This window comes from Streptosporangium sp. NPDC004631, from assembly GCF_053601935.1.
The window spans coordinates 222,650-249,407 of record NZ_JBSGCR010000002.1 but is presented as its reverse complement, the minus strand read 5'-3'; the positions used below and the strand labels follow the sequence as shown (position 1 = coordinate 249,407).

Here is a 26,758-nt window from a genome sequence, read left to right as displayed (position 1 = left end):
GTCTAGCCGTGCGATAGTTGTCCGGCACCAGGCTGGAAAACCCGACAAACAATCGCGGTCAATGGGGGTGGGCAGTGGGTCGCCCGGAGAATCCCGTGGATCCCGAGGCCGGCCCCGTTCAGCGCTTCGCCTGGCGACTGCGGCGGCTACGCGAGCAGGCGGGCACGCCCGGCTATCGCCACCTGGCCAAGCGGGCGCACTACTCGCCGAGCACACTGGCGGACGCGGCCAAGGGCGAGCGGCTCCCCTCGCTGGAGGTGGCGCTGGCCTACGCCGAGGCGTGCGGCGGCGACCCCGAGGAGTGGCGGGTTCGCTGGCTCGACGCCTCGGCGGCCCTGGCCGGCGTCGAGCCGGCGGACCGGACCGACGAGCCCTGCCCCTATCAGGGACTGACCGCCTTCCAGCCCGAACAGGCGGGGTGGTTCTTCGGCCGCTCGCACCTGATCGACCGGCTGACGGACAAGGTCGCGAGACTGCCCGTGGTGGGCGTCTTCGGCGCGTCGGGAAGCGGGAAGTCGTCGCTGCTGCGCGCGGGCCTGCTCGGCGGCCTGCCGGAGGGGAGCCGCCGGTGGAGCGTGCTGATGACACCGTCCGCGCACCCCCTGGAGACGTTGTCCGGCCAGGTGGCGAAGTTGTCCGGCGTGGACGCCGACCGGCTGCGGGAGGAGCTGTGGCGCGATCCGGCCGCGCTGGACATCGCCGTCCGCACCGCGCTGGCCGCCCAGCCCGGCGAGATCCGGGCGCTGGTGGTGGTGGATCAGTTCGAGGAGGTGTTCACCCTCTGCGCGGACGCGGACGAACGCGGTCGCTTCATCGACGCGCTGCTCGACGCCTCCCGCGGCCCCGGCCGCCGCGTCACCGTGGTGCTCGGGGTGCGAGCCGACTTCCTGGCGCACCTCACCCAGTACCCCGGCCTGGTCGACGCGCTGGACGGCGAGGCCCAGCTGCTCGTCGGGCCGATGTCGGCCGCGGACCTCCGGGAGACCGTCACCCGCCCCGCGGCCCTGGCCGGGATCGACGTGGACCCCGACCTGCTCACCACGGTGCTCGCCGACGCGGCGGCGGAGCCCGGCGCGTTGCCTCTCGTCTCACACGCGCTGCTGGAGACCTGGCGGCACAGGAGCGGGACCACCCTCGGCATGTCCGCCTACCACGCGATCGGCGGCGTACGCGGAGCGATCTCCCAGACGGCCGAGCGGGTCTACGGCGAGCTCACCGAGGACCGGAGGCAGACGGCCCGCCGGATCTTCCTGCGGCTCTCCGCGCTCGGCGACGGCACCGACGACACCCGGCGGCCCATCGCGCGGGCCGAGCTCGACGGCCTGTCCGACGAGGCCGTCACCGTCGAGGTCCTGCACCGCCTGGCCGAGGCGCGTCTGATCGTCCTGGACGACGACAGGGTCGAGATCGCCCACGAGGCGCTGATCCGGGCCTGGCCGCGCCTGCACCGCTGGCTCACCGACGACCGGGCGAACCTCTTCGTCCACCGGCGGCTCACCGAGGCCGCCCAGACCTGGGAGTCGCTGGGCCGCGATCAGGGGGCGCTGTACCGGGGAGCCCAGTTGATGGCGGCCCGCGCCTGGGCCGGGGATCACCCGGAGGAGCCGAACAGGCTCGAAAGCTCGTTCCTGCGGGCGGCCGGCGCCTGGGAGGAGGCCGAGCACGATCGCGGCAGACGCCGGACCCGCCTGTTCCAGCGCCTGGTCGCCGGCATGGCCGCGCTGCTCGTGGTGGCCGTGGTCAGCGGGGTGCTGGCCGTACGGCAGAGCGGCGAGGCCGGGCGGCAGGAGCGGGCCGCCTTCGCCGGGCGGCTGGCCCTGCAGGCCAGATCGCTGCTCTCGAACGATCCCCGGCTGGCGGGGCTGCTCGCGGTCGAGGCCTACCGCCTCTCTCCCGGTGAGGAGACGCTCGGGGCCCTCCTCAGCGCCGCCACCGCCCGCCCGAGGGTGGACCTCAACGTCGGCGGTCCCACCGCCTACGACATCGCGTTCAACCCCGACCACTCACTGCTGGCCTCCGCGCACAGCAGGGGAACGATCGCCCTGTGGGATCCGGTGCGCGGCACCCGGACCGCCACCCTGGAGGGTGAGCCGGGCCTCGCCAGGGCCGTGGCGTTCAGCGGCGACGGAAGACTGCTGGCCGGGGCGTTCGTCGACTCGAAGTCCGGATCCGGATCCGTCGTGCTGTGGGACGTGCCCACCCGCAGGCGGGTGACCCGGCTGACCGAGACCGGTCTCACCCCGGCCATGGCCCTCAGCCGGGACGGCACGAAGGTCGCGACCGGCGCCGGCGGGGGCGGCATCGCCCTGCACGACCTGTCCACCGGCCGCCGCCGGATCCTGCGCGAGCGCTCCTCCCCCGTCACCTCCCTGGCCTTCAGCCCCGACGGCGGGGTCCTCGCCTCGGCCGACGAGACCCACCGGCCCGTCATCTGGGACGCGGCCACCGGACGGAGGCTCGTCACCGTGCCCGCGCCGGGGACCCGCACACTCGCCTTCGGCCCGGCCGGGCGCCACCTCACGACCTCCGGCGACGCGCGCGGCGTCGACCTGTGGAACCTCGAACGCGACCGGCCGGTCCGGCTCTCCAGACCCGACCTGCGCGGCTCGTACGCCTGGACGGCCTCCGCCCTGGTGGGCTCGCAGGTGGCGGTGGCCGACGAGAACGGGGAGGTCACCGTCTGGGATCTCGACCGCGACGAGCCCGTCCAGGTCTACCAGGATCGGGGACGCACCGAGACGACCTCGCTCGCGCTCAGCGGGGACGGCGCGATCCTCGCCACCGCGGGACTCGGCGGCACCGTCTCGCTGCGCCGCGTGCCCCCGCCGTTCACCGGGCACAGCGCACCGGTCAACGACATCAAGGTCAGCCCGGACGGGCGGACCGTCGCCTCGGCGGGAGCCGACGGAACCGTGCGGCTCTGGGACGCCCAGGGCAGGCCGGTCGCCCTGCTCGCCGGGCATCCGGACGTGGTCCAGGCCGTCGCCTTCAGCCCGGACGGGCTCCTGCTGGCGGCGGTGACCCGCAACCACACCGTCACCGTCTGGGACGTCCGGAGCCGGAGGCACGCGACGGCGCCTCTCATCTACCGGGGTCAGGGCGCCTCCACCGATGTGACCTTCGACCCGGGCGGGCGTTTCCTCACGGCCGCGGGGCTGGGCACCTTCCTCTGGGACCTCGACGACCTCGCGGCGCCCGTCGCGCTCAAGATAGAGCAACCGGGCCTCATCGCCACCGCGCAGGTCTTCAGCGGGGACGGGCGCCGCATCCTGTCGATCAGCCCGGCCGGCTTCCTCATCACGACGGAGGTCTCCACCGGCAAGCGGCTGGACGGGATGGCCACCGGCCAGGGCGGGGTCCAGGACATCGCTCTCAGCCCCGATGGGAGGCTGATCGCCACCGCGGGCGACAGCCGTACGATCAAGCTCTGGGACGCCGGGACGCACGCGGAGATCTCCACGCTGAGCGGGCACACCTCCGCCGTCCAGGCCCTCGCCTTCAGCGGGGACGGCAGGCTCGTCGCCTCCGCCGGTGACGACCACACCGTCATGGTCTGGGACGTCGGCGCCCGGCGCCGCGTCGCGACCCTCACCGGGCACACCTCCCGCGTCCGGGGGCTCGCCTTCGCCGCCGACGGCACGCTCGTCTCCGGCGGCGCGGACGGCCGGATCATCCACTGGCCTCTTGACCCGCGCGCCGCGACGGCGCACACCTGCCGGACCGTCGGCCGCGACCTCACCCGGCAGGAGTGGGCGGCCTACCTGCCGTCCCTGCCGTACCGGTCGACGTGTGATCTCTGATTCAGCCGATGTGCCCACCGGCCGGCGGGCCGTACGGCACGGGATCCGACGTGACCCCGACGACACCCCTTACGTCCTCTTATGTAGCTCTATGTCTTCTTTGGGGGTTTGGGATATGTTTGTCCTGTCATCACATATTTTGGGTGACGATGAGGAAAATTTTCATCGAGGCGGGGCCGGTGGCGTAATCGCCGCCCCGCCGGACGCCAGGGAATCCGCATCCGCCGCCCAGCCGGGGCGATGAACGATCACATGGAAGTCGATCCACCATGAGCAACCATGTTCACATCCGTCTCAGTCATGGTCTGGCCGTAACCGAAATGGGCGAGCTGGCCGAACTGTCCCGCTGCCAGTGTGGTGCCACGTGGACCAAGACCTACCGTGTCGAGGACGGCGAGCCCGAACTCTGATCTCCGCACGGACGCGCGTACCGGCGGCGACGACGAAACCGGGGCCGGACCATGTGGTCCGGCCCCGGCGGCCTTCTGTCTGACCGGTTACGGTGTGTCGGTTACTGAACCTTGACCGTGACTCCGCTGAAGGCCTGCTTCGCGTGCAGGGTGATGTAGGCGTACCCGGCGGCGGGGCTGTTGATGGTCAGGGTCTCGGCGTTCGTGGCACCCGTGGAACGCTGGGTGTAGGCCGAGGTGGTCGCCCAGGTGGAGTTGCTGTAGTAGAGGTCGGCGTTTCCGGTGCCGCCCGAGGAGGTGACCGTCAGCCTCTGGGTGCCCGCCGGAACGGCGAGGTAGAGGTAGTAGTAGTTGCCGGCGGTCGCCGACAGGTTGCTGCGCTGGCAGTTCTGACCGAGCTGACGGACGTCGCCGCCGGTGCACTCGGGGGTGGTGGATCCGCCACCGGTCGACACCGTGACCTGCTGCGTGGTCGTGCCGGTCGCGCCGCCGTCGTCGGTGACGGTCAGCTTCACCGAGTAGGTGCCCTCGGCGCTGTAGGTGTGCGCGGGGTTGGCCGAGGTCGAGGTCGCGCCGTCACCGAAGTTCCACTGACGGGACGCGATCGTCCCGTCGGAGTCGCTGGAGCCGTCGGTGAAGTTCACGGCGAGGCCGTTGGAGCTGAACGTGAAGCCCGCGGTCGGCGCCTGGTTGCCGCCGCCACCGCCGCCACCGCCGGTGCAGGAGCCCGCCGCGCACGCCGCCAGCCAGGTGTACCAGTCGCTGTCGTAGCGGCTGCCGACCGTGCTGGTCAGGAAGGAGCGGGCGGCGTTCCAGTTGCCGCTCCGGTAGTAGCCAAGGACCGTGGCGACGTCCGAGGGGTGCTTCTCGAACATGTACCGCACCGCCAGGTAGCCCCAGCGGTAGATGCGGGTGGTGTCGTGGGAGTAGGTGGTGTCCCACAGCGTGCTGAGCGCGTAGGTCCGCTTGGCCGCCTCGGTGATGGCCGCGTCGTAGTTGACCCCGCGGTAGGAGTAGGAGATGTACTCGGCGAAGCCCTCGATCCACCAGATGGTGGGGGTGGTGATTCCCGCGCCGAAGTCGCCGTACATGTCGAACCGGCCGTCGAGGTAGTGCGTGTACTCGTGGTTCAGGTTCCAGATCTCAAAGGTGGGCCGCACCCATTCGGCCTCGTAGGCGATGAACCTCGGCTGGTTGCCGGCCGCCGCCGGGTCGCCCTCCAGGTACATGCCACCGTTGTTGGTGTCGATGCCGAACATCGCACCGGCATAGGTCTGGTAGTCGGTGCTTGAGTTGAAGACGCAGACCTCGATGGTCGTGTTGTTGTCGTTCGCGACCGGACGGCCACCGTCGTTGACCTTGTTGTGGAAGTAGGCGTCCTGGCTGGTGAGGCTCCGGCAGCTGTCGGCCAGCTCGCTGGAGTTCATGTCCTGAGCGCGGATCTTGATGCTGGCGCTGCAGGTGTAGTTGACGGTCAGGACGCTGGCCGCGAGGCGCTCCTGCAGGTTACAGGTGTCGTAATAGGTGCAGTTGGCCTTGTCGAAGGAGTCCGTCATCTCGGCCACGCCGACCCAGAGCGAGGCGGTGGGGCCGGTGATGCTGCTCCGCGTGAGCAGGTCCTTGACCTTCGGCCTGACCTGGGTCAGCAGCGTGGAGTGCTGAAGGAAGCGGGAGAGCTCACGGCCCGCGTTGGAGGCCAGGTAGCTGCGGTCGGTGGTGAGCAGGCTGATGTGATTGACCGCGAAGGAGTTAAGGGTGGTGAGAATGCTCGGGTCGCTCTGCACCTTGGTGACGAACGCCGGAACCTGGTGACCGCGGAAAAGCACCGTGTAAACGTTGTTGACCGCGTTCAGCATCCACCATGACGCGTCATACGAGCTGTTGTAGTCGGTGAGCATCCGCTTGATCACGTCGAGGTATCGGTCGTTCTCCTCGGCGCTGTCGATAAGGGTGATCGCCTCGGCGAGAACCTCACCGTTGGCGTTGCTCACCGTGAAGGCCTTGGGGTTTCCGAAGAACGAGTCGAGGCCGGACTGAATCGCCGTCTTCAGCGCGGGCCCGTAGGTGCCCACACTGGTGTCGTACCAGTGCACGTAGTAGCCCGCGCGCAGGTACAGCGTCAGCTGAGCGGTGCTCGCGCTGTTGTCTCCGGTGTAGTTCGCGCCGTTGTCGCGCAGCGCGTAGGCGACCGCGGTCATCTGGGACTCGCGGAAGGCGCCGGAGGCGTCGGTGCCGGTCAGGCTGAACAGGCTGTTGACACAGTCGGTCGTCGAGGCCTTGATCTGCTGGACCAGGGCGCTGCCGGAGCGGCTGGTGAAGTCGCTCGGACTACACACAGCGGCCTTGGCCGTGGTCTTGCCCGCGGCCTTGCCCTTTTTCATCATCGACGGCTTGGGGTGCTTCGTCGCAGCCTGGGGCTCGTCGTAGTCGTGGCGCAGCGCGTCCTTGGACGCGGACATCGGCGGCCGCTCCTTGGTCGCGAGCGGGGTCTTCTGAACGTGCTTCGACCCGTCCTCAGCGGAACGTATCTTGACGGGCGGAGGCTTCGGAACTGCATTCGCCGGCGAAACCACCAGGGTCTGGAAGACAAGTCCCAGACCCATGGTGAGTGCGAGCAGAGCCGACGTGCGGCTTCCTAACTCGCGGCGAGACGGTGCGATTTTCACGTGCAACCTCCGGGGGGAATCCATGAACGGACATGAGGTTGGTTGGAGTAACCGAAACCAATCTGGATAAGGCCGGCGGCTCCGTCGGTAAGTCGGCGGGAGTCGCGCTGCCTCCGGGGGCTTCACACCCGGAGGATCGAGAAGGGACCCTTCTGCCCGAATTCTTACGGCGGGACTCGGTCCACGCTCATAAATTACTACATAATTCTTCGCTATGGATCGGGTATCTCTTTTTTACAGCGGTCCATAAATAAAAAGAATTTACAACGGTCCACAAATAAAAAGAGGCGACCGCGGTGCGGTCGCCTCAGAGTCGATATCAGAGCAGTACGTCCAAGGGCGGTGGTGGGCCGACGACGCCGTTCACCTCGGCGAACTCCTCGCAGTGGCGGACCACCCGCTCGACGACCTCGATCTCGTCGAAGCACGGATGCCGGACGACCTCCCGTCCCGGAAGACGGTAGGAGAGCGAGTCCTCACGGACCCATACGTGGACCCCGGGACGCGCGCAGATCACGGCCATCCCCCGGTCGGCGGAGAGCTGCGGCCGCAGCCCCCGGGCGCCCAGGAGCGCGTGGATCCGCTCCGCCGACTGCCGGGGGGACCTCGGCTCGGACGACACCGGAAGGGCCCGGCCGGAGCCGTCCGGGATCGGCAGGGTGAAGAACACCGCCTTGCCGGACGTCGGCCAGGCGCCGATCCGGCCGCGGGTCGGATGGACACCCCACCGTCCGCCGCACTCGGCGGTCAGCGCGTTCACGACCTCCAGCCCGCGCCCGTTCGGGGCGTCCCACGGTGGACGGAGCGCAGGATGGTGAATCGGACCCCGCCAGGGGGCGGAGTCGAAGACTTTGATCACGATTTCCGGATGGGCCCGCCGGCTGAGGTAGGCCCAGATCTCGGGGCCGCCGACCAGCGGCCGTACCCGTACCGTCTGGTAGGCGTGCACGAGCGCGTTCGTGACCAGTTCAGACGTGATCACCGTCGCGTCGTAGGTCAGGTCGGACGGTATGCCGAACTCGCCGCACACGGCTCGCACGGCCGACCTCGCGACCTCTACACCCTTCCCGTCCAGCGGCAACGGCCAGGCCGGGAAGCCGCCGCCGGCCAGGAGAGGGAGGTACCCATCGACTATCTGAGTTGTTTGAGGCATGGTTGTCACCTTCGACCAGGCTCGGAGGAGAGCATTGGCGTGATGCCGAGGAACGAGCCGGAAACGGGGTCGAGCGGCCTGGCCCAGCAGTCAAGGTCACGTCGCACTCCTGCGCGCGCGTGTCGCGGATTCGTCAACGAGCAGGCCGTGATTCACGGCCGGGTGGCCCCGGGAAGGCCTTCCCGGGAGGGAGGGGTACTGGCAGTTTGCTCTCAAGACCCGGCTGTTGGTCATTACTTGTCGCATAATCCTTGGTTATGGACCTCGATACCAGGCACCTCCGCATGATCTGCGCAATCGCGGAGACGGGCAGCGTCACACGGGCTGCGGCCCGGATGGGCCTGTCCCAGCCGGCCATAACCAACCAGCTCCATCGAGTCGAGAGCCTCGTCGGCGGAGCGCTCTTCGTCCGCAGCCGCTCCGGAGTGGAGCCGACCCCCTTGGGACGCCAGGTCATCGCCCGTGCCCGGATCGTCCTGTCGGAGGTCGACGCGCTCTTCGGCGACATGCGCATGCCCTCGGGCCCCACCGGGGTCCTACGCCTGGGCTGCGTGCATCTGGCCTGCGTGGGGAGCATCGTCGGCCGGGTCAGCGAGACGCTGCCCGGCCGGGAGATCTCGCTCCGCATCGAACCGTCCACGGTGCTGCTGGCCGAGGCGCTCACCCACGGCCACCTCGACGCGGCGCTGCTGGGCATCATCGAGGGGTTCGACGTCACGCTGGTGGCCCCGGTCGTCAGCCGGACCCTGATCCCCCGATATCCGATATTCATCGCCCTGTCGGCGGCCCATCCGCTGGCGGAGCACGAGGAGATCAGTCTGGCCGACCTGAAGGACGACGCCTGGATCAGCCCGCCGGGCGCGGACGACGGATCACTGGCCGCGCTCCGGGCGTCCTGCCGTACGGCGGGCTTCGAGCCCAGAGTGCTCTACGAGGCCCCCAGCGGCGCGGCCCGGCCGCTGGTCGCCGACGGGCACGGAGTGCGCCTGGTGGACCCCTCCTGGCCCCCGCCACCCGGCACTGTGGTCCGCCCCCTCGCCGGGGAACCCCAGGTCGCCCGGCTGGTCATGGCCTGGCGCCGGGACCGGCTGAGCAACGAGGGGGCCACGGCGCTCTACCGCGGCCTGGCCGGGGCCTTCTCCGATCACGTGGACGACAACCCGGTTTTCAGCCGGTGGTGGAACACACATCCCGAGGTGCATCCGCTCAATTGACGGTCCGATCACGGAAACGATGTCACCTGGCACACAGGGTCGCGCTCGAAACAACCGAGCCGACGGTGAACGACCAGGCTGAGAACGGTACGCTAGCAGTGCGTGTTGGGAGGGGTCCTATGAGCGCGCTCGCCGACGAGTTGGTCGGCCTGCCGAATATCGGAGGGCGACACAGCCTTCGGAGGCAGGTCGCCGATGCACTTCGAGCTGCCCTGGTCACAGGGAAAATGCGGCCGGGCGTGATCTATTCCGCCCCCGCGCTGGCCGAGCAGTTCGGAGTGTCCGCTACGCCGGTCCGCGAGGCCATGATCGATTTAGTGAACGACGGGCTGATCGAGGCCATCCGCTATCGAGGTTTCCGGGTGGTGCCACTGTCCACCCGTGACCTCGACGAGCTCATCGAGATGCGTGAGCTCATCGAGGTGCCGGCGGTCGGCAGACTGGCCGGCTCCATCACCGACGAGGCGACCGGAACACTCCGGGCCCTGGCGGACGAGGTCATGACCGAGGCCGTGAAGGGCGACGTGTCTCGCTATCTGGACGCCGACCGCCGCTTCCACACCCAGTTGCTCACGCTCAACGGCAACCGGATGCTGGTCCAGATGGCCCACGACCTGTGCAACCGCTCACGGCTGTACGGCCTGGCGAAGCCACCGGAACGGGCCGAGCTGGTCGCCTGCGCCCTTGAGCACGGCAGGCTCCTGGACGCGCTGGTCAGAGGTGACGCCGGAAAGGCCGAGGAGAGCATGCGGCGTCACCTCGGCCACGTCCGCAGCTGGACCTGAGGGGCCCGCCCACGGCGGACGCGCGTCGACCCGTCCGCCGATCACCATGCCCGCCGGAGCACCCGGTCGAGCGCGGGCGGCGTTGAGCGCGGGCGGAGACGGCCGACCTGGTGACGATCCCGGGTCGGCGTGCCCGGAGACGACCAGGTCCAGGGGCGGCCGGGCCCGGGCACGATCAGGCCCGGGGGCGGCCGGGTCCGGGCTTCCGGCCTTCTGACTCCACCCATTTCGGACTCTGACTCTTTACTCATAGTATTTTACGCTTTACATTGCAATTTTATATTGCACGGAACTGTGGGCAGCCTCGCGGCAGTTCCTCACCCCCCACACAGGAGGCAACTCGATGCTTAAGGCGAAGACAAGACCCATCGCCATGGCCCTCACCATGGCCGCCACGCTGATCGCGTTCTCAAGTCCGGCGCCCGCCCTGGCCGGCGGCTCGGAGGACCCCGGCGTCCCCTCCTCCCCCCCGGCCTCACCGGCCCCGACCACGGAGACCAAGCAGGCCCAGGAGCAGGCCAAGCAGGCCCAGGCCCAGCGGGCCCAGGAGCAGGCGCTCACCGGAAAGATCGCGAAAGACTTCAACATCTCGCTCACCGAGGCGCGGCGCCGCGCCGACCGCCAGCCGGCGCTGACGAAGCTGGCCGACACGATGAGCGAGAACCTCGGCACGACGTTCGGCGGCGCCTGGATCGACCAGCGGAACGGCGGCAAGCTCACCGTCGGCGTCACGGAGACCGGCGCGGCGAACCAGGTGAGGTCGGCCGCGCTGGCGGCCGGCGCGGCCGACACCGTCAGCGTGCCGGTCCGCCACAGCTTCGCGCACCTTCAGCAGGTCACGACCGAGCTGGCGAAGCGGGTGGCCGAGGTCAACAAGGGCGCCGACAGCGGCCTGCAGACCGGCATCGTCACACCGGACAACGTGGTGAGGCTGAGCAGCCTGGAGGGCTCGAAACCGACGCCCGCGCAACAGGAGGTCATCCGCTGGGCGAAAACCACCTTCGGCAGCGCCGTGACCGTCTCCACCTACGCGCACCGGTCGGTGAAGCTCTACTGCTACGACGACTACGCCTGTGACCCGCCACTCCGCTCCGGTCTGGCGATCTTCGGCGGCAACGCCCGGTGCACCAGCGCCTTCATGACCTACTCGGGAAGCTCCTACTACATGCTCACCGCCGGTCACTGCGCCGAACTGGGCGCCTGGTGGGACGTCTCGACCTACAGTTACGGCTACCAGAACGTCGGCAGCGTCGCCGACTACACCTTCGGCTGGTACGGCGACTCCGCGATCGTCTCCGTCGACGACCCGAGCTGGTGGCGGCCCCGCGGCTGGGTGCTCTACCAGACCCCCGTCCGCGGCACCGAGGCCGACTACGTCGGCTCCTACGTCTGCAAGCAGGGCTCCACCACCGGCTACACCTGCGGCATCGTCAGCGAGGTCAACTCCACAGTCTCCTACCCGAACCGGACACTCGCCGGCATGACCTGGAGCGACGCCTGCGACGGCCCCGGTGACAGCGGCAGCGGTGTCTTCTACGGCAACTACGCCCACGGAATCCTGAGCGGTGGGACGGACGTCGGCTGCGGCATGATCCACGAGCCGATCCGCCGCGCCCTGTCCGCCTGGGGCGTCTCGTTGCTCAGAGGCTGACCAGGCCGCCATACCCGGCGGTGCCGTACCCGTTTTGCATGGGACGGATACGGCACCGTCCTCCTCCTGGCACCGCGGTGTCGCGCTTCCCCACCGGAGCACGACACCGTGCGGGCACGGCCCGTCTCCGCGCCGGCGGGCGCGAACGGCCCGGCCTGCCAGGCCCCGCCACCCCGGTCTCGATCTCACCGGGGTGGCGGGGGGCCGGGGGCCGGGTGGCCTGACCGGGGCCGCCCGCCACGCGGCCCCGGAGACGGTCACCCGGCCGACGCCCGCTCGCACAGTCGCAGCTTCATCGCCCAGAGCAGGGCAGCGGCGCTCGGTCTTATGCTCCGGGCCACCTCGGGGTGGAGCCTGACGTACTTGCCCCGCAGGTTCTCCAGGGTGCTGGTGACCGTCCAGGAGGCGATACCCAGCCGGTCGGCGATCTCCTTGCGGGACAGGCCCTCACACGCCAGGAGTGTCATCACCTCCCGTTCCCTGGGCGAGGGACGGTATCTCCTGCGCCGCCTGCGACCGGCTTCGAGCGCCGCCGTCACGAGCTCGGCGAGGTCGGCCCGGCTCACCGTCAGATCCCGGCAGACCTCCTCGGCCGTGTCGCCGCGCGCGAGCGCCCTGAGCACCCGCAGGTGCCGTACTCCAAGGTCGTTCACGGCCAGCGGGCGACGGCGCAGATCCTCCAGCAGGTAGCCGGCCAGGCGGGCCGACACGTGAAATCCGTCCCGCCCCACCGCGGCCACCGCCGTCACGAAGCAGTCGGGGTCCTCCGACTTCTCCACGAACCCCCCGGCCCCGGCCTCGACGGCGTCCAGGACCGTCTCGGGATCGGTGGTGCCGGACATGACGAGCACCCGCCGCCCGCGGCCCACGAGCCGCCTGACGGCCTCGGTGCCGGACGGCCCCCTGGGCAGGTGCAGTTCGCACACGACGACGTCGGGATCGGGGGTGCCCGCCAGCGCGTCGACCGAGGCGGCCACCGCGACGATCTGCTGCCCCGCCTGCTGCAGCACCATCGTCAGCGCGGACCAGATCAGCCGATGGTCGTCCACGACGGCCACCCGGAGGGGCCTGCCGTCTGAAAGATTCCCGAGATCCGGGATATTCGGTAAATCAGGGGAATTGCTAGAATTCTGAAAGTTCGAGGAGTTCAGCGACGAGGTCATCGGCCCTCGGGTCTCCGGTACGGGCCCACCGGCAGGTCGCTCCGCGGTATGGCGCCCGGTCCTCGTCCCGGCCGTTCTCCCGTACGGTGCCCGATCGGCGGATCGAGCATTCTCCAACCTTCACCCACGCGGCCTCCTTTGAGGTGGTTCGACTCACGGCGTTGAGAAGACGCCCAGACCTGCCGCTGAGAGCACGCGATTCAGGTCCAATCGAACCAGCGGGGCGGAGACCGCCGATCACCCGCAACCCGGGCTCACTCCCTTTACGAAGGTCGCGAGCCCACAAAAGTCACATATCCGGCAACCCCCTGCGCAGGTCGCGCAGGAAGCCCTTGCTCTCGGAGACCGAGTACGCCTGGACGCACAGGCAGTTCATGACCTGCATGTAGTGGTCGGTCTCCTCGCGTTTGTCCACGTAGAGCGCGCTGGTGAGCTGCTCCAGGTAGACCACGTCGGGCAGCTCCCGCTCGGGGAAGCGCAGGATGGAGAAGGGGCCGCCCACCGCCGCGTGCCCACCCCGGTGGAACGGCATGATCTGCAACCTGATGTTGGGCAGCTCGGTGACCTTCAGCAGGTGGTCGATCTGCGCGGCCAGGACTTTCTCCCCGCCGATGGAGCGCCGCAGCACGGCCTCGTCCACCACGGCCCACAGGGTCTGCGCCTCCGGTCTGGTCAGGCGCCGCTGCCGGGCCATCCGGAGCGCGACCCGGCGGTCGATCTCCTCGGCGGACGCGGTGCCGTGCACGAGCATGATGACCGCGCGGGCGTACTCCGGGCTCTGCATGAGACCCGGGACGAACTGGACCTCGTAGGTCCGGACGATCGAGGCCGCCTGCTCCAGGCCCACGTAGACCTCGAACCAGCCCGGCAGCAGGTCACCGTACTTGTGCCACCAGCCGGGGGCGTTGGCCTGCCGGGCCAGGGTGAGCAGCGGCGCCCTGTCGTCGGGATCGGTCACGCCGTACAGGGTGAGCAGGTCGGCGACGTCGCGTTCCTTGAACCCGACCCTCCCCAGCTCCAGGCGGCTGATCTTGGCGTGGGACGCGCGGATGGCGTATCCGGCGTCCTCCCGGGAGATCCCGTTGGCGGTGCGCAACCTCCGCAACTGGGTGCCCAGCAGGATCCGCAGAATGGTGGGGCCGCCGCCCGAGTGGGCGAGGACGTCGTCCCGCGTCGCACCGTCTTCGGCATGGTGTATGCCCATGATCGCTCCCTGTCGCCCTTCAGACGGTGCAACGGTTTCACATTTCAGACGCGGATCGTACAACTTTGGCGACCTCGGTCCCGCGTAGAAGACATTCCCGACATTAGATCTTGCTCCAACGGAGACCTTTCAGCGGGCACCAAAGTGGAGATCTCACCGTACGCCGGAGATGGGCACACGGTCCCGCGGTTCCCAAGCGGAGATCGGGAACCGCGGATCGGGAACGGGAGACGCCGGCCACGGATTCCGGGAGCCCGGGATCGGCGCCGGGAATCGGCGGGTGGGATGCGGGTATGGACAGCGGATGAGCATTCAAGAAGAACTCCGCCAGGTGGAAGCGGATCTGATGAGGCTCCGCACCGAGGCCGCCGATCTGCGCGTACAGGTCGGCGACCTCGGCCCGACGGACGCCGCCGAGCGGTCGTCACTGATCGCCATGGCCGACCAGCAGGAGGCCCTGGCCGACGAGCTGGAGGGGCGCCGCGAGAAGCTGCTCAGGCGGATCGGCGGTCCCGATCGCGTCGACACCCCGGACGCCTGACAGAACCCCCGACCTCGGCGGCGATTACCTCGCTCAATTACATATGACTACATATGTGCCGAAAGGGTACCGATAACAACGAACCATCATCGGGGGGATGAAATGATCAATACGCTCCATAAAATGGGCATAAAATCCGGCACGATGTACATGGCCGGGGTCGCGTCCATCGGGCTGTCCCTGGCCGCCTGGCTGACATCGAGGTCGATGGAGAACGCCGGAACGGACCGGGCCGACCGGTGGGGGATCTTCATCGGCCAGTGGGCACCCACCTTCTTCGCGATGGGTGTCGCCCTGCGTATTGAGGAGACCCTCGAAAGCAGGCGGGAAAGGCGGGAGGAGATGGCCGAGACGACCTACACCGAGGGCAGGATGCCGTCGCGTGCCGGAGTCTGACCGAGCCGGGCGGCGGTGACGGCGGGGTCGCGTCCCGGCAGGGGCGCGGCCCCGCCGCGTATCGGGCCGACGAAGTCCCCTATCAGCAGCAATGGGGCGAAGACGGTACGTCCAAGGACATCTTTAGCGATCTTCCCGCACTCAGGGCTTCTGTGACGTCACTCACGATCCCTCTGCATTGCCAGGTTCAACGCGAACCGGTCAAGCATCACGATTCAGTCAAGATCGGACGAGATCCCGATCAAAAATCGACACCCCGTGTTGTGGCGCGATGACTGGCGGTAACGATCCATGGGGATCGTTACCGCCAGCCGTGACCGGGTGCCGGCATCCCGATCGCGGCCCGCTGCGCGAGGCACGCGTTCGCGGAGCCGACGCGACCTTCGCGTCCCACCGTCACCGAGATCACGGCCGGCTGCCCACGGAGACAGTGATGTCAGGAGAATCTCGATGATCAAGCGCGGTAAGCCCACCAAGAACGGGAAGGTCAAGCTCACCTTCACCGTGCCGTTCGACCGGCCCGTCGGCGGGGTCTCACTGGTCGGCGACTTCAACGGCTGGGACCCCTACGCCCACCCGATGGAGCGCAAGGAGAACGGCACCTACCAGGTGACCCTCACCGTCCCCTCCCAGCAGCCGATCCGCTTCCGCTACCTCGCGGACGGCGGGCAGTGGTTCGACGACGCCGACGCCGATCACCGTGACGAGCACGGCTGTCATCTCCACCCGGTGGAGTGGCGGAACCCGGCGGCCGACCACATCGCCGCGGCCGGCATCTAGGGGTGTTCTGTGGGTCTCCGCCGTGGCGGAGATCGGCCGGACGGACGCCCCGCAAGGTGGAGAAGAAGCTCATAACGGGGTTATGGGCGACAGCGGGGTGCCGGCCGGGTGATCCCGGCGGGGGTGGAGATCCACAGAACACGCCTCGGGCCGAGACGGACCCCGCGGCCCCGGGCACGCCGGGCCCGCGGAGGTCCCGCCCGGCTCCCGCGCGGACGGCGACATGGCCGCATGTGGCCGACCGCCGCACCGTTGAACTGTCATGAGCCATGGGCGTACGGTGGGTGGAGTGGTTTCCGTCTCTGTACGGCTCCCATAAGGGCGCTGTCTCAACAGCTGCAGACAGCGGGGCATCATGACTCGGCTTTCCGTCACGGTGAGCGACCATCCACGGTTCTCGGTGGTGTCGCTCGTCGGCGACCTGGACAGGACCTCGGCCCCGCGGCTTGAGGAAGTGCTCTCCGATCTACTGGCCCGCCGGCGCGTCCGCATCATCATCGACGCGACGGAGCTGGGTTTCTGCGACTCCACCGGGGTCTGGACGCTGCTGACGACGCTGCGCCGCACCTACGAGCAGAACGGCTGGCTGCGGCTGGCGGGCGTCCACGGGTTTCTCGGCCGTCTGCTGGAGATGACCCGGCTGGCCGCGGCCTTCCCGATCGACCCGGATGTGAACGAATCCCTGCGGCAGGGCTTTCAGGGAAGCCTGCCGGCCCCCCGCTGAGCCCACCCGGGTCTCCCCCGGCCGCCCGTGGCCTCGGCCGTTCCCCGCGGATCTCCGGCGCGCGACACCCCGGCAGGTACGTGACCGGCCACTTCACGGCTTCTAGGGTGGGCGGACAGGCTATGCCGATTCCGGGGGGAACCGAGGATGTCTCGCGTCCGTATCACGATGGACAACGCCGCCCTTCGCGATGTGGCCACGCGTGCCGCCGCCACGAGGGAACCCGAGTTCGACGGCCGGGCCGCCCAGGTGGTGCGGCGCGTCGCCGCCTCCCACGGCGGCCGGCCGGTCGAGGAGGTCTACGAGGCGCTGCGGGCGGCCCTGATCCAGCTCCCGGGGGTACAGCGGTTCGACGAGGCGCAGATCCGCGGGTGCGCGACCCGCATCGGAGAGCGCGGGGACCCGCTGCCGCGGACCTGATGCGCCGGTCTCCGCCGGGCCGCCGCGACACCGGAACCGGGAACGGACGCGGGTGGGCGCCGGAACACCCCCGGAAAACGCGACCGGGCGGCGCGGCTGAGGAGACACGACCGGGAGACGTCCCGGAGAGACGCGGTGCCGATCAGGGGCGCAGCATCGTGAGCCGGACCGTGGATCCGGCGGGGTCGTGGAGGATCTCCACAGCGTCGCACACCTGGCGCATCAGCCAGAGCCCGTAGCCCCGGCGGGCCCCGGTGGGCGGCGCGACCAGCCCCGTCCCGGCGTCGGTGAGCAGCCCGGCCTCGTCGCGGACCTCCGCGACGACCCGGTGGTCGTCGTACCGCAGGGTGACGAGACCGTCGGTGCCGGCGTGGTCGAGCACGTTGTTCGCCGCCTCGCTGACGGCGAGGACGAAGTTCATCTCCCGGAACTCGTCCAGGACCGCCGGAGCCAGGAACTCGCGGGTCCGCCGCCGCATCTCGGCGAGATCACCGGCGATCGGGAACGACGACACCCTCCGCCCGCCGCCACGGGCCCCCTCAGTCACGGGACTCTTCCACGACACGGACGATCTGGTCGAGGGCGGAGATCCGGAAGAGCTCCCGGAGATGCAGGCCGAGACCGGCGAGGACGAGTTCCGCGCCCAGGCGCGCCGCCTCGGAGTGGGCCTCCAGCAGCATGACGATGCCCGACGAGTCGCAGAACGACACCCGCGTCATCTGGAACACCAGCCGACGGGGCGGATGGTCGAGTTCGTCCTTCAGGGCGGCGGCCAGCGGACGCGCCGCGGCCCGGTCGAGGTCGCCGGCCAGGAGGAGCACGCGCGAACCGTCGGGGTCCGTCCGTCTCTCCAGGCGAATGGCCATGTCCTCACCGGGGGATCCGCTCGTCGACCAGGTATCGTCACATTACCTGATACGCCAGGAGTGAGATGCAGAAGGGCGGCCCCGTGAGCGGCGGGGAGATGGGCGAGCGCATCCGCCGGCACGACTGGGAGGCCACCCCGCTCGGCCCGATCGGCCGATGGTCGGCCCCGCTGCGGAGCGCGGTCGACATCGCGCTCTCGGCTCGCGCCCAGATCGTCCTGTTCTGGGGCCCGGAGTACATCGCCATCTACAACGACCCCTACATCCCCACCATCGGCGCCAAGCATCCGGCCGCGCTCGGCCGGCCCGCCGCGGAGAACTGGTCGGAGACCTGGGAGGTCCTGAAGCCGCTGCTGGACCGGGTGCGCGACACCGAAGAACCCTTCTGGGCCCAGGACCACCCCTTCCTCCTGCGACGGCACGGCTTTCTGGAGCAGACCTACTTCGACGTCTCCTACGGCCCCGTGCACCTGGCCGACGGCACGGTCGGCGGGGTGCTGTGCCTGGTCAGCGAGACGACCGGCCGGGTGCTGGGAGAGCGCAGGATGCGCACACTGAGCCTGGTCGGCGTGGCGACGAGCGGGATGACCACGCGGGTGGACGTGGCGAGGGCCACCGTGTCGGCCCTCGCCGACGCGCGCGACGACGTACCCTTCAGCCTGGTCTACCTCCTCGACGACGACGGGGATCTGCGGATCGCCCTGCCGCACGACGCGGCTCCCGAACGGATCGCCGCCGACGACGACCTCCTGCGGTCCGTGGCCGGAGACGGCGGCGTCACGACGGTCCCCGGTGAGCGCTTCGGCGCCTCCGAACAGGCGGTCGCGGTGCCCATCACCTCGGGCACCGAACTCCAGGGGCTGCTGGTGTGCGGGGTGAACCCCCGCCTGCAGCCGGGCGGGCCGTACCAGGAGTTCTTCGAGGTGCTCGCGTCCGGGGTGTCACGGGCGCTGTCCGCCGCACGGACCCACGAGCGGGAACGGCGCGAGGCGCGGACGCTCGCGGAGCTCGACAGCGCCAAGACCGCCTTCTTCGCCACGGTCAGCCACGAGCTGCGCACCCCGCTCACCCTGATCCTCGGGCCACTGGAGGAGCTGCTCGACGACCCCGCGCTCGGCCCCGGCCACCAGGCCGTGCTCCGGACGGCCCGCCGCAACGCGCTGCGGCTGCTCGCCCTGGTCAACGATGTGCTCAACTTCACCGGCGCCGGCTCCGGCCGGGCCCGCGCCCACTACCAGCGGACGGACCTCGCGGCGCAGACCGGCGAGCTGGCCAGTGTGTTCCGCTCGGCGCTGGAGAGCGCCGGGCTCACCCTGCGGGTGGAGGGGGAACCGCTGCCCGAGCCGGTCCACATCGACCGGCGCATGTGGGAGAGGGTCGTCTTCAACCTGCTCTCCAACGCTCTGAAGCACACCTTCACCGGCGGCGTCACGGTCGGTGTCCGGCCCGGCGACGGCTGCGCGACGGTCACGTTCTCCGACACCGGGATCGGCATCGCCGAGCACGAGATCCCGAACATCTTCGAACGCTTCCACCGGATCCCCGGCTCACCCTCGCGCAGGCACGACGGCATGGGCATCGGCCTGGCGCTGGTCCGCGAGCTGGTCGCCCTGCACGGCGGCCGGATCGAGGTGGACAGCCTCCTCGGCCGGGGGACGACCTTCACGGTCACCCTGCCGTACGGCTCCGCGCACCTTCCCCAGGATCAGCTGGGTGAGGCCGTCACGCCGTACGAGCAGGGGTCGGACGAGATGGCGTCCTGGCTGCCCGGCCTGGAGGAGGGGGCCGGGCGCGGCACGGCGGACGGGGGCTCGCCGGCGGTCTCCCCCGGCGGCGCCGCCCCCGGGCGAATCCTCGTCGCCGACGACAACGCCGACCTGCGCGACTATCTCGTCCGTCTGCTCAGTCCCCACTGGACGGTGACGGCGGTGGCCGACGGGGGCTCCGCCCTGGAGTCCGCCATGAGGCAGGCCCCCGACCTGATCGTCGCCGACGTGATGATGCCCGGCACGGACGGTCTGGAGCTGGTCCGCAGGCTGCGCGCCAACGCGGGCACCCGGAGCGTGCCGATCATGCTGCTGTCGGCCAGGGCCGGTGAGGAGGAGTCTCTGGCCGGGCTCGTCGCGGGGGCCGACGAGTATCTGGTGAAGCCGTTCTCCGCACGCGAGCTGCTCACCCGGGTACGCGGAGTCCTGCGGCTGGCCGCCCTGCGCTCCCGGCACAACCGCCGGCTGCGGGGGCTGACCGAGGCCGCGCTGGCGATCAACGAGGCGACCTCGGAGCCCGAGGTGCTTGAGCTGGCGGAGCAGTACGGCCGGCTTCTGTCGGACGCCCCGGACGCCCCGGACGCCCCGGTGCCGTCCACGCCCGGCGGCGCTCTCCAGACCGGACCGCCCGATCTCCACGGACCGTCAGGCCTTCGGATCGGCCCGCCCGGCGATGCCGACGACACCGACGACACGGTGCTGCGGCAGCTGGCCCAGCTCACCTCCGCGCGCCTGCACAACCTGCGGCAGCTGGAGCTGGAGCACCGGGTCGCGACCACGTTGCAGCTCGCCCTGCTCCCCGAGGTCCCCGAGATCGACGGCACCAGGATCGTCGGCCGATACCTGCCGGGCAACAGCGAGGCGAGCGTCGGCGGCGACTGGTACGACGTGATCCGGGTCTCCGGTGACGAGGTGGTGCTGGTGATCGGCGACATCGTCGGCAAGGGGGTCAGGGCCGCCGCCGCCATGGGGCAGATGCGCAACGCGCTCCGGGCCTACGCCCTGGAGGACCCCGATCCCGGCCGGATCCTCGGACGCCTCAACCGGATGACCACGGGCCGGTACGACCGCATGCACGCCACCGTCCTGTGCGTGCGGCTCTCGCTGTCCACGGGGTGGCTGCGATACGCCAGCGCGGGTCACCCGCCGGTCCTGGTCTGCAGGGCGGGCGGGGAGGCCGACTACCTCGGCGGCGCGCTCGCCCCGCTGATCGGCGCCCTGCCCGCCATGGTCTTCCCCACGGCGGAGAGCCGCCTGGACCGCGGCGACCAGCTGCTCCTCTACACCGACGGCATCATCGAGAACCGCTCCATGGACGTGCTGAGCGGCATGAGCAGGCTGCGCGCCGAGATGACGAGGGTCGCCGGCCTCGACCTCGACGCCCAGCTGGAGGCGGTACTCACCCTGGTCGACGGTCAGGACAAACCCGACGACGTGGCCCTGCTCGGCTTCGCCCGTACCTGAGACACGGCGGGGCCGTCCCCGGGGCGCGACGGGCTCCGCCTTTCCGGCCAGCCTAAACTTCCATCATGATTCGTCCCGCAACGCCGGAGGACGTTCCGGCGATCATTGACATGATCCGCGGCCTCGCGGAGTACGAGAGGGCGCTGGAGAAGGTCGAGACCAGCGCGGAGCAGTTGCACGACGCGCTCTTCGGGACCGGCCCGGCGGTGTTCTGCCACATCGCCGCCACCGGGGAGGACGGGAAGGAGGTCGCGGGCTTCGCCCTCTGGTTCGTCTCCTACTCCACCTGGCTCGGCCGGCACGGAATCCACCTGGAGGATCTCTTCGTCCACCCCGACCACCGGGGCCGGGGGTACGGCGTGCGGCTGCTCGCCGCGCTCGCCCGGGTCTGCGTGGAGCGCGGTTACGGCAGGTTCGAGTGGTCGGTTCTCGACTGGAACACCCCGGCCGTCGAGTTCTACCGGTCGCTCGGCGCGGTCTCGCTGGACGAGTGGGTCCCCTATCGCCTCACCGGACCGGCGCTGGAGAGACTCGCGGCGCGGGACTCTCCCCCGACCCGTCTCTCCGGCCGGTCCCGCCAGGAGCCGACGCGGTAGCTTGGTGGCTGCCATCACAAGGGAAGAGAGATCGTGACGACGTCTATTCATCAGCGGATCGCCGAAGAGCTGGGTGTGCGCGAACGGCAGGTGCGGGCGGCGGTGGAGCTGCTCGACGGCGGGGCCACGGTGCCCTTCATCGCCCGCTACCGCAAGGAAGCCACCGAGACGCTCGACGACGCGCAGCTGCGCACGCTTGAGGAGCGGTTGCGCTACCTGCGTGAGCTGGAGGAGCGGCGTGCCGCGATCCTGGAGTCGATCCGCGGCCAGGGCAGGCTTGACGAGGTCCTCGAAGCGCGGATCGCGGCGGCCGACTCCAAGGCGCGGCTGGAGGACATCTACCTGCCCTACAAGCCCAAGCGGCGGACCAAGGCGCAGATCGCCAGGGAGGCCGGGCTCGAACCCCTCGCCGACGGCCTGCTCGCCGACCCGCGGACCGACCCGCAGACCGCCGCGGCGGCCTTCGTCGGCGAGGGGGTGGCCGACGCCGCCGCCGCGCTGGACGGCGCTCGGGCGATCCTCGTCGAGCGGTTCGGCGAGGACGCCGACCTGGTCGGGGAGCTGCGCGAGCGCATGTGGACGAAGGGCCGCCTGGTCGCCGCCGTCCGCGAGGGCAAGGAGGAGGAGGGGGCCAAGTTCTCCGACTACTTCGACTTCGCCGAGCCGTTCACCAAGCTGCCCTCCCACCGGATCCTGGCGATGTTCCGGGGGGAGAAGGAGGAGATCCTCACGCTGACCCTGGAGCCGGAGACCGAGCCCACAGGCGGTTACGAGGGAAGCATCGCGCACCGGTTCGGCGTCTCGGACCGGGGGCGCCCCGCCGACAGGTGGCTGACGGACACGGTCCGCTGGGCCTGGCGCACCCGCATCCTCGTCCATCTCGGCATCGACCTGCGGATGCGCATGTGGCAGGCGGCCGAGGACGAGGCGGTGCGCGTGTTCGCCGCCAACCTGCGCGACCTGCTGCTCGCGGCCCCCGCGGGAAGCCGCGCCACCATGGGGCTGGACCCCGGCCTGCGCACCGGCGTGAAGGTCGCCGTGGTGGACGCCACCGGCAAGGTCCTGGCCACCGACACGATCTACCCCCACGAGCCGCGCCGCCGCTGGGACGAGTCGCTGGCCACGCTGGCCACGCTCGCCAGGGCGCACAACGTGGAGCTGGTCTCGATCGGCAACGGCACCGCCTCACGGGAGACCGACAGGCTCGCGGGCGAGCTGGTGAAACTGGTCCCCGGGCTGACCAAGATCGTGGTGTCGGAGGCCGGGGCGTCGGTCTACTCCGCCTCCGCCTTCGCCTCCCAGGAGCTCCCCGGCCTGGACGTTTCGCTGCGCGGGGCCGTCTCCATCGCGCGCCGCCTCCAGGACCCGCTGGCCGAGCTCGTCAAGATCGACCCAAAGTCGATCGGCGTCGGCCAGTACCAGCACGACCTCGCCGAGAGCAGGCTCTCCCGCTCGCTCGACGCGGTGGTCGAGGACTGCGTGAACGCGGTCGGCGTGGACGTCAACACCGCCTCGGCGCCGCTGCTGACCCGGGTCTCCGGCATCGGCGCCGGCCTCGCGGAGAACATCGTCCACCACCGCGACGCCAACGGCCCGTTCCGCTCCCGCAGAGCGCTCAAGGACGTCGCCAGGCTCGGCCCCAAGGCGTTCGAGCAGTGCGCGGGCTTCCTGCGCATCCCCGGCGGGGACGACCCGCTTGACGCCTCCAGCGTGCACCCCGAGTCCTACCCCGTGGTGCGCCGGATCCTGCGGACCACCGGCGCCGATCTCCCGAACCTGATCGGCAACGGCTCGGTGCTGCGGTCCCTGCGCCCCCAGGACTTCACCGACGACACCTTCGGCCTGCCGACCGTCACCGACATCCTGTCCGAGCTGGAGAAACCCGGCCGCGACCCACGCCCGGCCTTCAAGACCGCGACCTTCAAGGAGGGCGTGGAGAAGATCTCCGACCTCACGCCCGGCATGCTGCTTGAGGGGGTGGTCACCAACGTCGCGGCCTTCGGGGCGTTCGTCGACGTCGGCGTGCATCAGGACGGCCTGGTGCACGTCTCGGCGCTGTCGCACACCTTCGTCAGGGATCCGCGCGAGGTGGTCAAGCCCGGTGACATCGTCCGGGTAAAGGTGCTCGACATCGACATCCCCCGCAAGCGCATCTCGCTCACCCTCCGGCTGGAGGACGAGCCCGCGAAGGGCTCCGGCCGCCGCGACCAGACCGGCGGCGAACGGCGTGACGGCCGGCAGAGGCGAGAAGGTCAGCAGGGTGGCGAGGGCAGGCAAGGAGGCGAAGACCGGCGGGGAGGCGAAGGCCGGCAACAGCGGGGACGCGGGGACCGGCAGCAGCAGGGCGGCCGTGGCGGACGGCAGGGCGGCGCGCCGGGCGGCGCGATGGCCGACGCGCTGCGCCGTGCCGGACTCGACGGCTCCGGCGGCACCCGTTAGTACGGCACCCGTTGGTACGGCACCGGGCGGTACGGCGCCGGGCGTTGACGGGTTGTCACCCGGTGGACGTCCGCCGCCGGGCCGGGTTCCCCCGCCGGGCCCCTGACGGATCGCTGGACACCGTACGGCCCCGCCGCCCGCGCACCGGGTGGCGGGGCCGTACGGCTCTCTTCAGAGCAGGCGCCTGATGTCGCCGTAGGCGCGGTAGAAGCCGCCGCGCCCGGAGCTGCGGACGCCCTCCACGAGATACCGGACCCCCGCCTCGCGCACCCCCTTGGGGAACTGCACGTTCCAGCGCGGGTCGTAGCCCTCGCTGACCACCCGCACCCGGAGCCGGTCACCCTCCCGGAAGCACTCCACGACCACGCCGCCACCGATGGTGGAGACGGCGTCCAGCACCACCGTCTCCAGCGCCGCGGCGGGCTCCACCGCGGCCAGGCCGGCCGCCGCCTTGACGTCCACCGGCTCGGGAACCGTACCCGCCTGGGCCGCCCTGATCGCCTCCTCCGTGGCGTCGATGCAGGCCAGGGTGCCGTCGGTGGTGACGATGTAGAGGCGGTCGTCGAGATGCTGCATGGAGAAGGCCGAGCCGCAGCCGGTGGCCAGTTTCCACAGGCGCTCGCCGCTCTGGTCGAAGCAGTAGATCGAGGAGTGGTTGTCCCCGGCGAAGACGTAGCGGCCGTCGGGGGCGGTGGCGCAGGAGAAGACGGTGGCGTCGCAGCGGTAGACGGCCTCGGTCGCGCCGTCGGACTTGCGGAGCCGGTGCACGGCACCGCGTGAGGTGCCGGCGTAGACCGACCCGGCCTCCTGCCAGCCGAAGAGCACCGCACCGGCCAGGCCGGCCTCCCAGACCGGAGCGCCGTCGGCGGCGTCGTACCGGGCCACGCCGGTGGAGTGGCCGTGGTAGACGGCCTCGTCGTCGCAGCGGACCATCCAGGCCGAGTCGCCCCGGCCCTTGCGTGCCCACTGGAACTCGTCCTCGTGGTCGATGGTGGTGATCCGTCCGGCCCGGTCGGAGACGCCCAGCACTCCGTCGTGGATGTCCAGCCAGTAGATATCGACATCCTCGGCGATCTCGTAGGCGAGCCGGGGCACCTTCCCGCTGAGGTCGTAGACCTTGCCGTCGTCGGCCCCCGCGTAGATCCAGAAGTCGTCGGCGACGATGCACTTCACACCGTCGGGCAGCCGGAACCGGCCGGTGACGGTGCCCCCGTGGGTGACGGTGTAGACGTCGCCGTTCTGGTTGCCGACCCAGCAGCGCTCGGAGTCGACGAAGATGCCGAACGCCGCCGCGCCGCTGGCGAAGCGCCAGAGCACCGGCGCCTGGGTGGCGGTGGAGCGGACACTCTCCACGCTGCGCCGGGTGACCGCGCGGCGCTGGCGCATTCCGCGGACCGCCGGGGCGTATCCCTTGCGGACCTTCTCCCCGATCTTCTTCGCCGCCACGGCCGCGGCCTTCTCCTCGCTGGCGAAGGCCGAGATCTTGGACTGGCCCTGCTCACCGATCCGGCCATAGGTAATCGTCACCTGCAGCACGTCGTGCACGACCTCATAGAACTTGTGGGAGCCGCCGCCATCCTCGGACAGCTCCAGGTACGTGCTCCGCGCCGCCATGCCACACCTCTCCGTTGATCGATTTTCGGGGAGCGTACGGCAGCCGAACGACAAATCCGGTCTTCTCCGCAGAATGGGCCACGCAGCTACGGTCTTGGTGAGAGCGACGAGCCCGGTGAGAGCCGTCCCACCGGGGTGAGGTCTCCGGCCCGGGTGGCTCTCCCGTGCGGGATGGTCCCGTGCGGACGGCACGCACCGGAGGCGGAGGGGCGCGGGCGGGCGGCGTGGTCGCCGCCACGCCGGGCCGCCAGCGCCAGGCCGAGCAGTGCCAGCAGCGCCACCTCGAAGCCCACCACCAACCGCTGGGCCACTCCGGCAGGGATGTCGTCGTTGGTCAGCTCGACCCCGAACATCCGCACGACGTAGGGGATCACCACCAGGAGCAGCACGCCCAGCGAGGCCAGGCTCAGCAGGCGCATCAACCGGGCGTGGCGGCCGGTGGCGTGGCGCCCCGCCAGGATCAGGCCCGCCACCGGCATCATCAGGAAGGCCGCGAAGGCCGCGTACCGGTGGATGCCCCCCGACATGGACAGCGGCACCCCGGGCTCGTCGGTGGGGAAGGCCCCGATCAGCACCATGCACAGTCCCCAGGCGCAGACCAGCGCCGCGGCCCCGCGGTCGTGGCCGCGCCGGGCCAGCGCTCCCCCGAAAGCCGCCGCGCCGACGGCGAAGAACGTCAGGGAGACGGGCAGCAGCCAGCCGTCCGGCTCGAACGCGTACTCACTGATCACGGTGTGCACCGGATCGAGACCGGTGATCACGTGCAGGCCCAGCATCGCCACGCTCCCGGCGCCGATCGCCGTGTAGCCGGCAAGGATCATCCCGGATCCGGAAAAAACTTGACTCCCCATGACTCAACCATGACGACGGCGCCCGCCATGGAACACCCGAAATGATCCCCAGTCGCCCCTGACCGATCCCCGAGAGGATCCGGGGAGGAGTAGTGCCCGCACCAGGGGGATTCCGCCGCCGCCACAGCCGTGAGCTGCGCGAAGACCGTCGAAGGTGGTGCGGCCCCCCTCAGGGTCGCCACACCGGGCCCCGGTCCGGTTTCGCCCCCGACCCCGGCCCCTGGCTCCCTTCCCAGCCCTCTCGCCCCGGTCCCG

21 protein-coding genes are annotated in these 26,758 nt (G+C 70.3%); 13 read left to right on the top strand and 8 right to left on the bottom strand.

Annotation, left to right across the window (positions count from 1 at the left end; all coding sequences use genetic code 11):
* Positions 1–95 precede the first annotated feature (95 nt).
* A complete protein-coding gene (locus ACWEF2_RS02765) occupies positions 96–3,800 on the top strand; it encodes an nSTAND1 domain-containing NTPase (RefSeq protein WP_453811279.1) in 3,705 nt (1,234 codons plus the stop codon).
* Positions 3,801–4,069: 269 nt separating this feature from the next.
* Entirely contained in the window at positions 4,070–4,210 is a 141-nt protein-coding gene (locus ACWEF2_RS02760) for a hypothetical protein (RefSeq protein WP_355599255.1), read from the top strand.
* A gap of 101 nt (positions 4,211–4,311) precedes the next feature.
* Here the strand turns inward: ACWEF2_RS02760 and ACWEF2_RS02755 are convergent, their stop codons facing one another.
* Together ACWEF2_RS02755 and ACWEF2_RS02750 are read right to left on the bottom strand one after the other, a co-directional pair.
* Positions 4,312–6,669: a collagenase gene (locus ACWEF2_RS02755; protein WP_453811278.1), complete on the bottom strand. Its 2,358-nt coding sequence runs from the start codon at positions 6,667–6,669 to the stop codon at positions 4,312–4,314.
* 526 nt (positions 6,670–7,195) lie between these two features.
* The gene (locus ACWEF2_RS02750; protein ID WP_453811277.1) at positions 7,196–8,029 is read right to left on the bottom strand and encodes an ATP-binding protein; all 834 of its coding nucleotides are present in this window, start codon (positions 8,027–8,029) and stop codon (positions 7,196–7,198) included.
* 284 nt (positions 8,030–8,313) lie between these two features.
* Here ACWEF2_RS02750 and ACWEF2_RS02745 point away from each other — a divergent pair, with 284 nt between their 5' ends.
* The 3 genes from ACWEF2_RS02745 (at position 8,314) to ACWEF2_RS02735 (ending at position 11,679) form a co-directional block, all read left to right on the top strand.
* Positions 8,314–9,243: a LysR family transcriptional regulator gene (locus ACWEF2_RS02745; protein WP_355599258.1), complete on the top strand. Its 930-nt coding sequence runs from the start codon at positions 8,314–8,316 to the stop codon at positions 9,241–9,243.
* Positions 9,244–9,362: 119 nt separating this feature from the next.
* A complete protein-coding gene (locus tag ACWEF2_RS02740; protein WP_453811276.1) occupies positions 9,363–10,028 on the top strand; it encodes a GntR family transcriptional regulator in 666 nt (221 codons plus the stop codon).
* Between the two features lie 343 nt (positions 10,029–10,371).
* Positions 10,372–11,679 (top strand): S1 family peptidase, encoded by a 1,308-nt coding sequence (locus tag ACWEF2_RS02735; protein ID WP_453811275.1) that lies wholly within the window; start codon positions 10,372–10,374, stop codon positions 11,677–11,679.
* Between the two features lie 257 nt (positions 11,680–11,936).
* On the opposite strand, the gene ACWEF2_RS02730 is transcribed toward ACWEF2_RS02735, so the two are convergent.
* Both ACWEF2_RS02730 and ACWEF2_RS02725 read right to left on the bottom strand, forming a co-directional pair.
* Positions 11,937–12,728: a response regulator gene (locus ACWEF2_RS02730; RefSeq protein ID WP_453811274.1), complete on the bottom strand. Its 792-nt coding sequence runs from the start codon at positions 12,726–12,728 to the stop codon at positions 11,937–11,939.
* A gap of 403 nt (positions 12,729–13,131) precedes the next feature.
* Positions 13,132–14,046 carry a helix-turn-helix domain-containing protein gene (locus ACWEF2_RS02725; RefSeq protein ID WP_453811273.1) on the bottom strand — a complete coding sequence of 305 codons (915 nt, stop codon included), beginning with the start codon at positions 14,044–14,046 and terminating at the stop codon, positions 13,132–13,134.
* Between the two features lie 304 nt (positions 14,047–14,350).
* On the opposite strand from ACWEF2_RS02725, the gene ACWEF2_RS02720 reads away from it, so the two are divergent.
* The 5 genes from ACWEF2_RS02720 (at position 14,351) to ACWEF2_RS02700 (ending at position 16,907) form a co-directional block, all read left to right on the top strand.
* Entirely contained in the window at positions 14,351–14,587 is a 237-nt protein-coding gene (locus ACWEF2_RS02720; protein ID WP_453811272.1) for a hypothetical protein, read from the top strand.
* Between the two features lie 102 nt (positions 14,588–14,689).
* Positions 14,690–14,983 (top strand): hypothetical protein, encoded by a 294-nt coding sequence (locus ACWEF2_RS02715; RefSeq protein ID WP_453811271.1) that lies wholly within the window; start codon positions 14,690–14,692, stop codon positions 14,981–14,983.
* A gap of 450 nt (positions 14,984–15,433) precedes the next feature.
* A complete protein-coding gene (locus ACWEF2_RS02710) occupies positions 15,434–15,763 on the top strand; it encodes an isoamylase early set domain-containing protein (RefSeq protein ID WP_453811270.1) in 330 nt (109 codons plus the stop codon).
* Positions 15,764–16,118: 355 nt separating this feature from the next.
* Positions 16,119–16,487: an STAS domain-containing protein gene (locus ACWEF2_RS02705; RefSeq protein WP_355599266.1), complete on the top strand. Its 369-nt coding sequence runs from the start codon at positions 16,119–16,121 to the stop codon at positions 16,485–16,487.
* A 147-nt stretch (positions 16,488–16,634) separates the two neighbouring features.
* Positions 16,635–16,907, top strand: a complete 273-nt coding sequence (locus ACWEF2_RS02700) for a hypothetical protein (RefSeq protein WP_453811269.1) — start codon at positions 16,635–16,637, stop codon at positions 16,905–16,907.
* Positions 16,908–17,049: 142 nt separating this feature from the next.
* On the opposite strand, the gene ACWEF2_RS02695 is transcribed toward ACWEF2_RS02700, so the two are convergent.
* Both ACWEF2_RS02695 and ACWEF2_RS02690 read right to left on the bottom strand, forming a co-directional pair.
* Positions 17,050–17,454: an ATP-binding protein gene (locus ACWEF2_RS02695; RefSeq protein ID WP_453811268.1), complete on the bottom strand. Its 405-nt coding sequence runs from the start codon at positions 17,452–17,454 to the stop codon at positions 17,050–17,052.
* Positions 17,447–17,773, bottom strand: a complete 327-nt coding sequence (locus ACWEF2_RS02690; RefSeq protein ID WP_453811267.1) for an STAS domain-containing protein — start codon at positions 17,771–17,773, stop codon at positions 17,447–17,449. The genes ACWEF2_RS02695 and ACWEF2_RS02690 overlap by 8 nt, the downstream gene beginning before the upstream one ends.
* 83 nt (positions 17,774–17,856) lie before the next feature.
* Here ACWEF2_RS02690 and ACWEF2_RS02685 point away from each other — a divergent pair, with 83 nt between their 5' ends.
* The 3 genes from ACWEF2_RS02685 to ACWEF2_RS02675 all read left to right on the top strand — a co-directional run bounded on the left by ACWEF2_RS02685 (position 17,857) and on the right by ACWEF2_RS02675 (position 24,038).
* On the top strand, positions 17,857–21,003 hold the full coding sequence (locus ACWEF2_RS02685) for a SpoIIE family protein phosphatase (RefSeq protein WP_453811266.1): 3,147 nt from the start codon (positions 17,857–17,859) through the stop codon (positions 21,001–21,003).
* Positions 21,004–21,068: 65 nt separating this feature from the next.
* Positions 21,069–21,599 carry an N-acetyltransferase family protein gene (locus tag ACWEF2_RS02680; protein WP_453811265.1) on the top strand — a complete coding sequence of 177 codons (531 nt, stop codon included), beginning with the start codon at positions 21,069–21,071 and terminating at the stop codon, positions 21,597–21,599.
* A gap of 33 nt (positions 21,600–21,632) precedes the next feature.
* On the top strand, positions 21,633–24,038 hold the full coding sequence (locus tag ACWEF2_RS02675) for a Tex family protein (RefSeq protein ID WP_453811264.1): 2,406 nt from the start codon (positions 21,633–21,635) through the stop codon (positions 24,036–24,038).
* A gap of 171 nt (positions 24,039–24,209) precedes the next feature.
* On the opposite strand, the gene ACWEF2_RS02670 is transcribed toward ACWEF2_RS02675, so the two are convergent.
* Entirely contained in the window at positions 24,210–25,652 is a 1,443-nt protein-coding gene (locus ACWEF2_RS02670; RefSeq protein ID WP_453811263.1) for a WGR domain-containing protein, read from the bottom strand.
* Positions 25,653–25,738: 86 nt separating this feature from the next.
* The gene (locus ACWEF2_RS02665; protein WP_453811262.1) at positions 25,739–26,473 is read right to left on the bottom strand and encodes a DUF998 domain-containing protein; all 735 of its coding nucleotides are present in this window, start codon (positions 26,471–26,473) and stop codon (positions 25,739–25,741) included.
* Between the last annotated feature and the right edge of the window lie 285 nt (positions 26,474–26,758).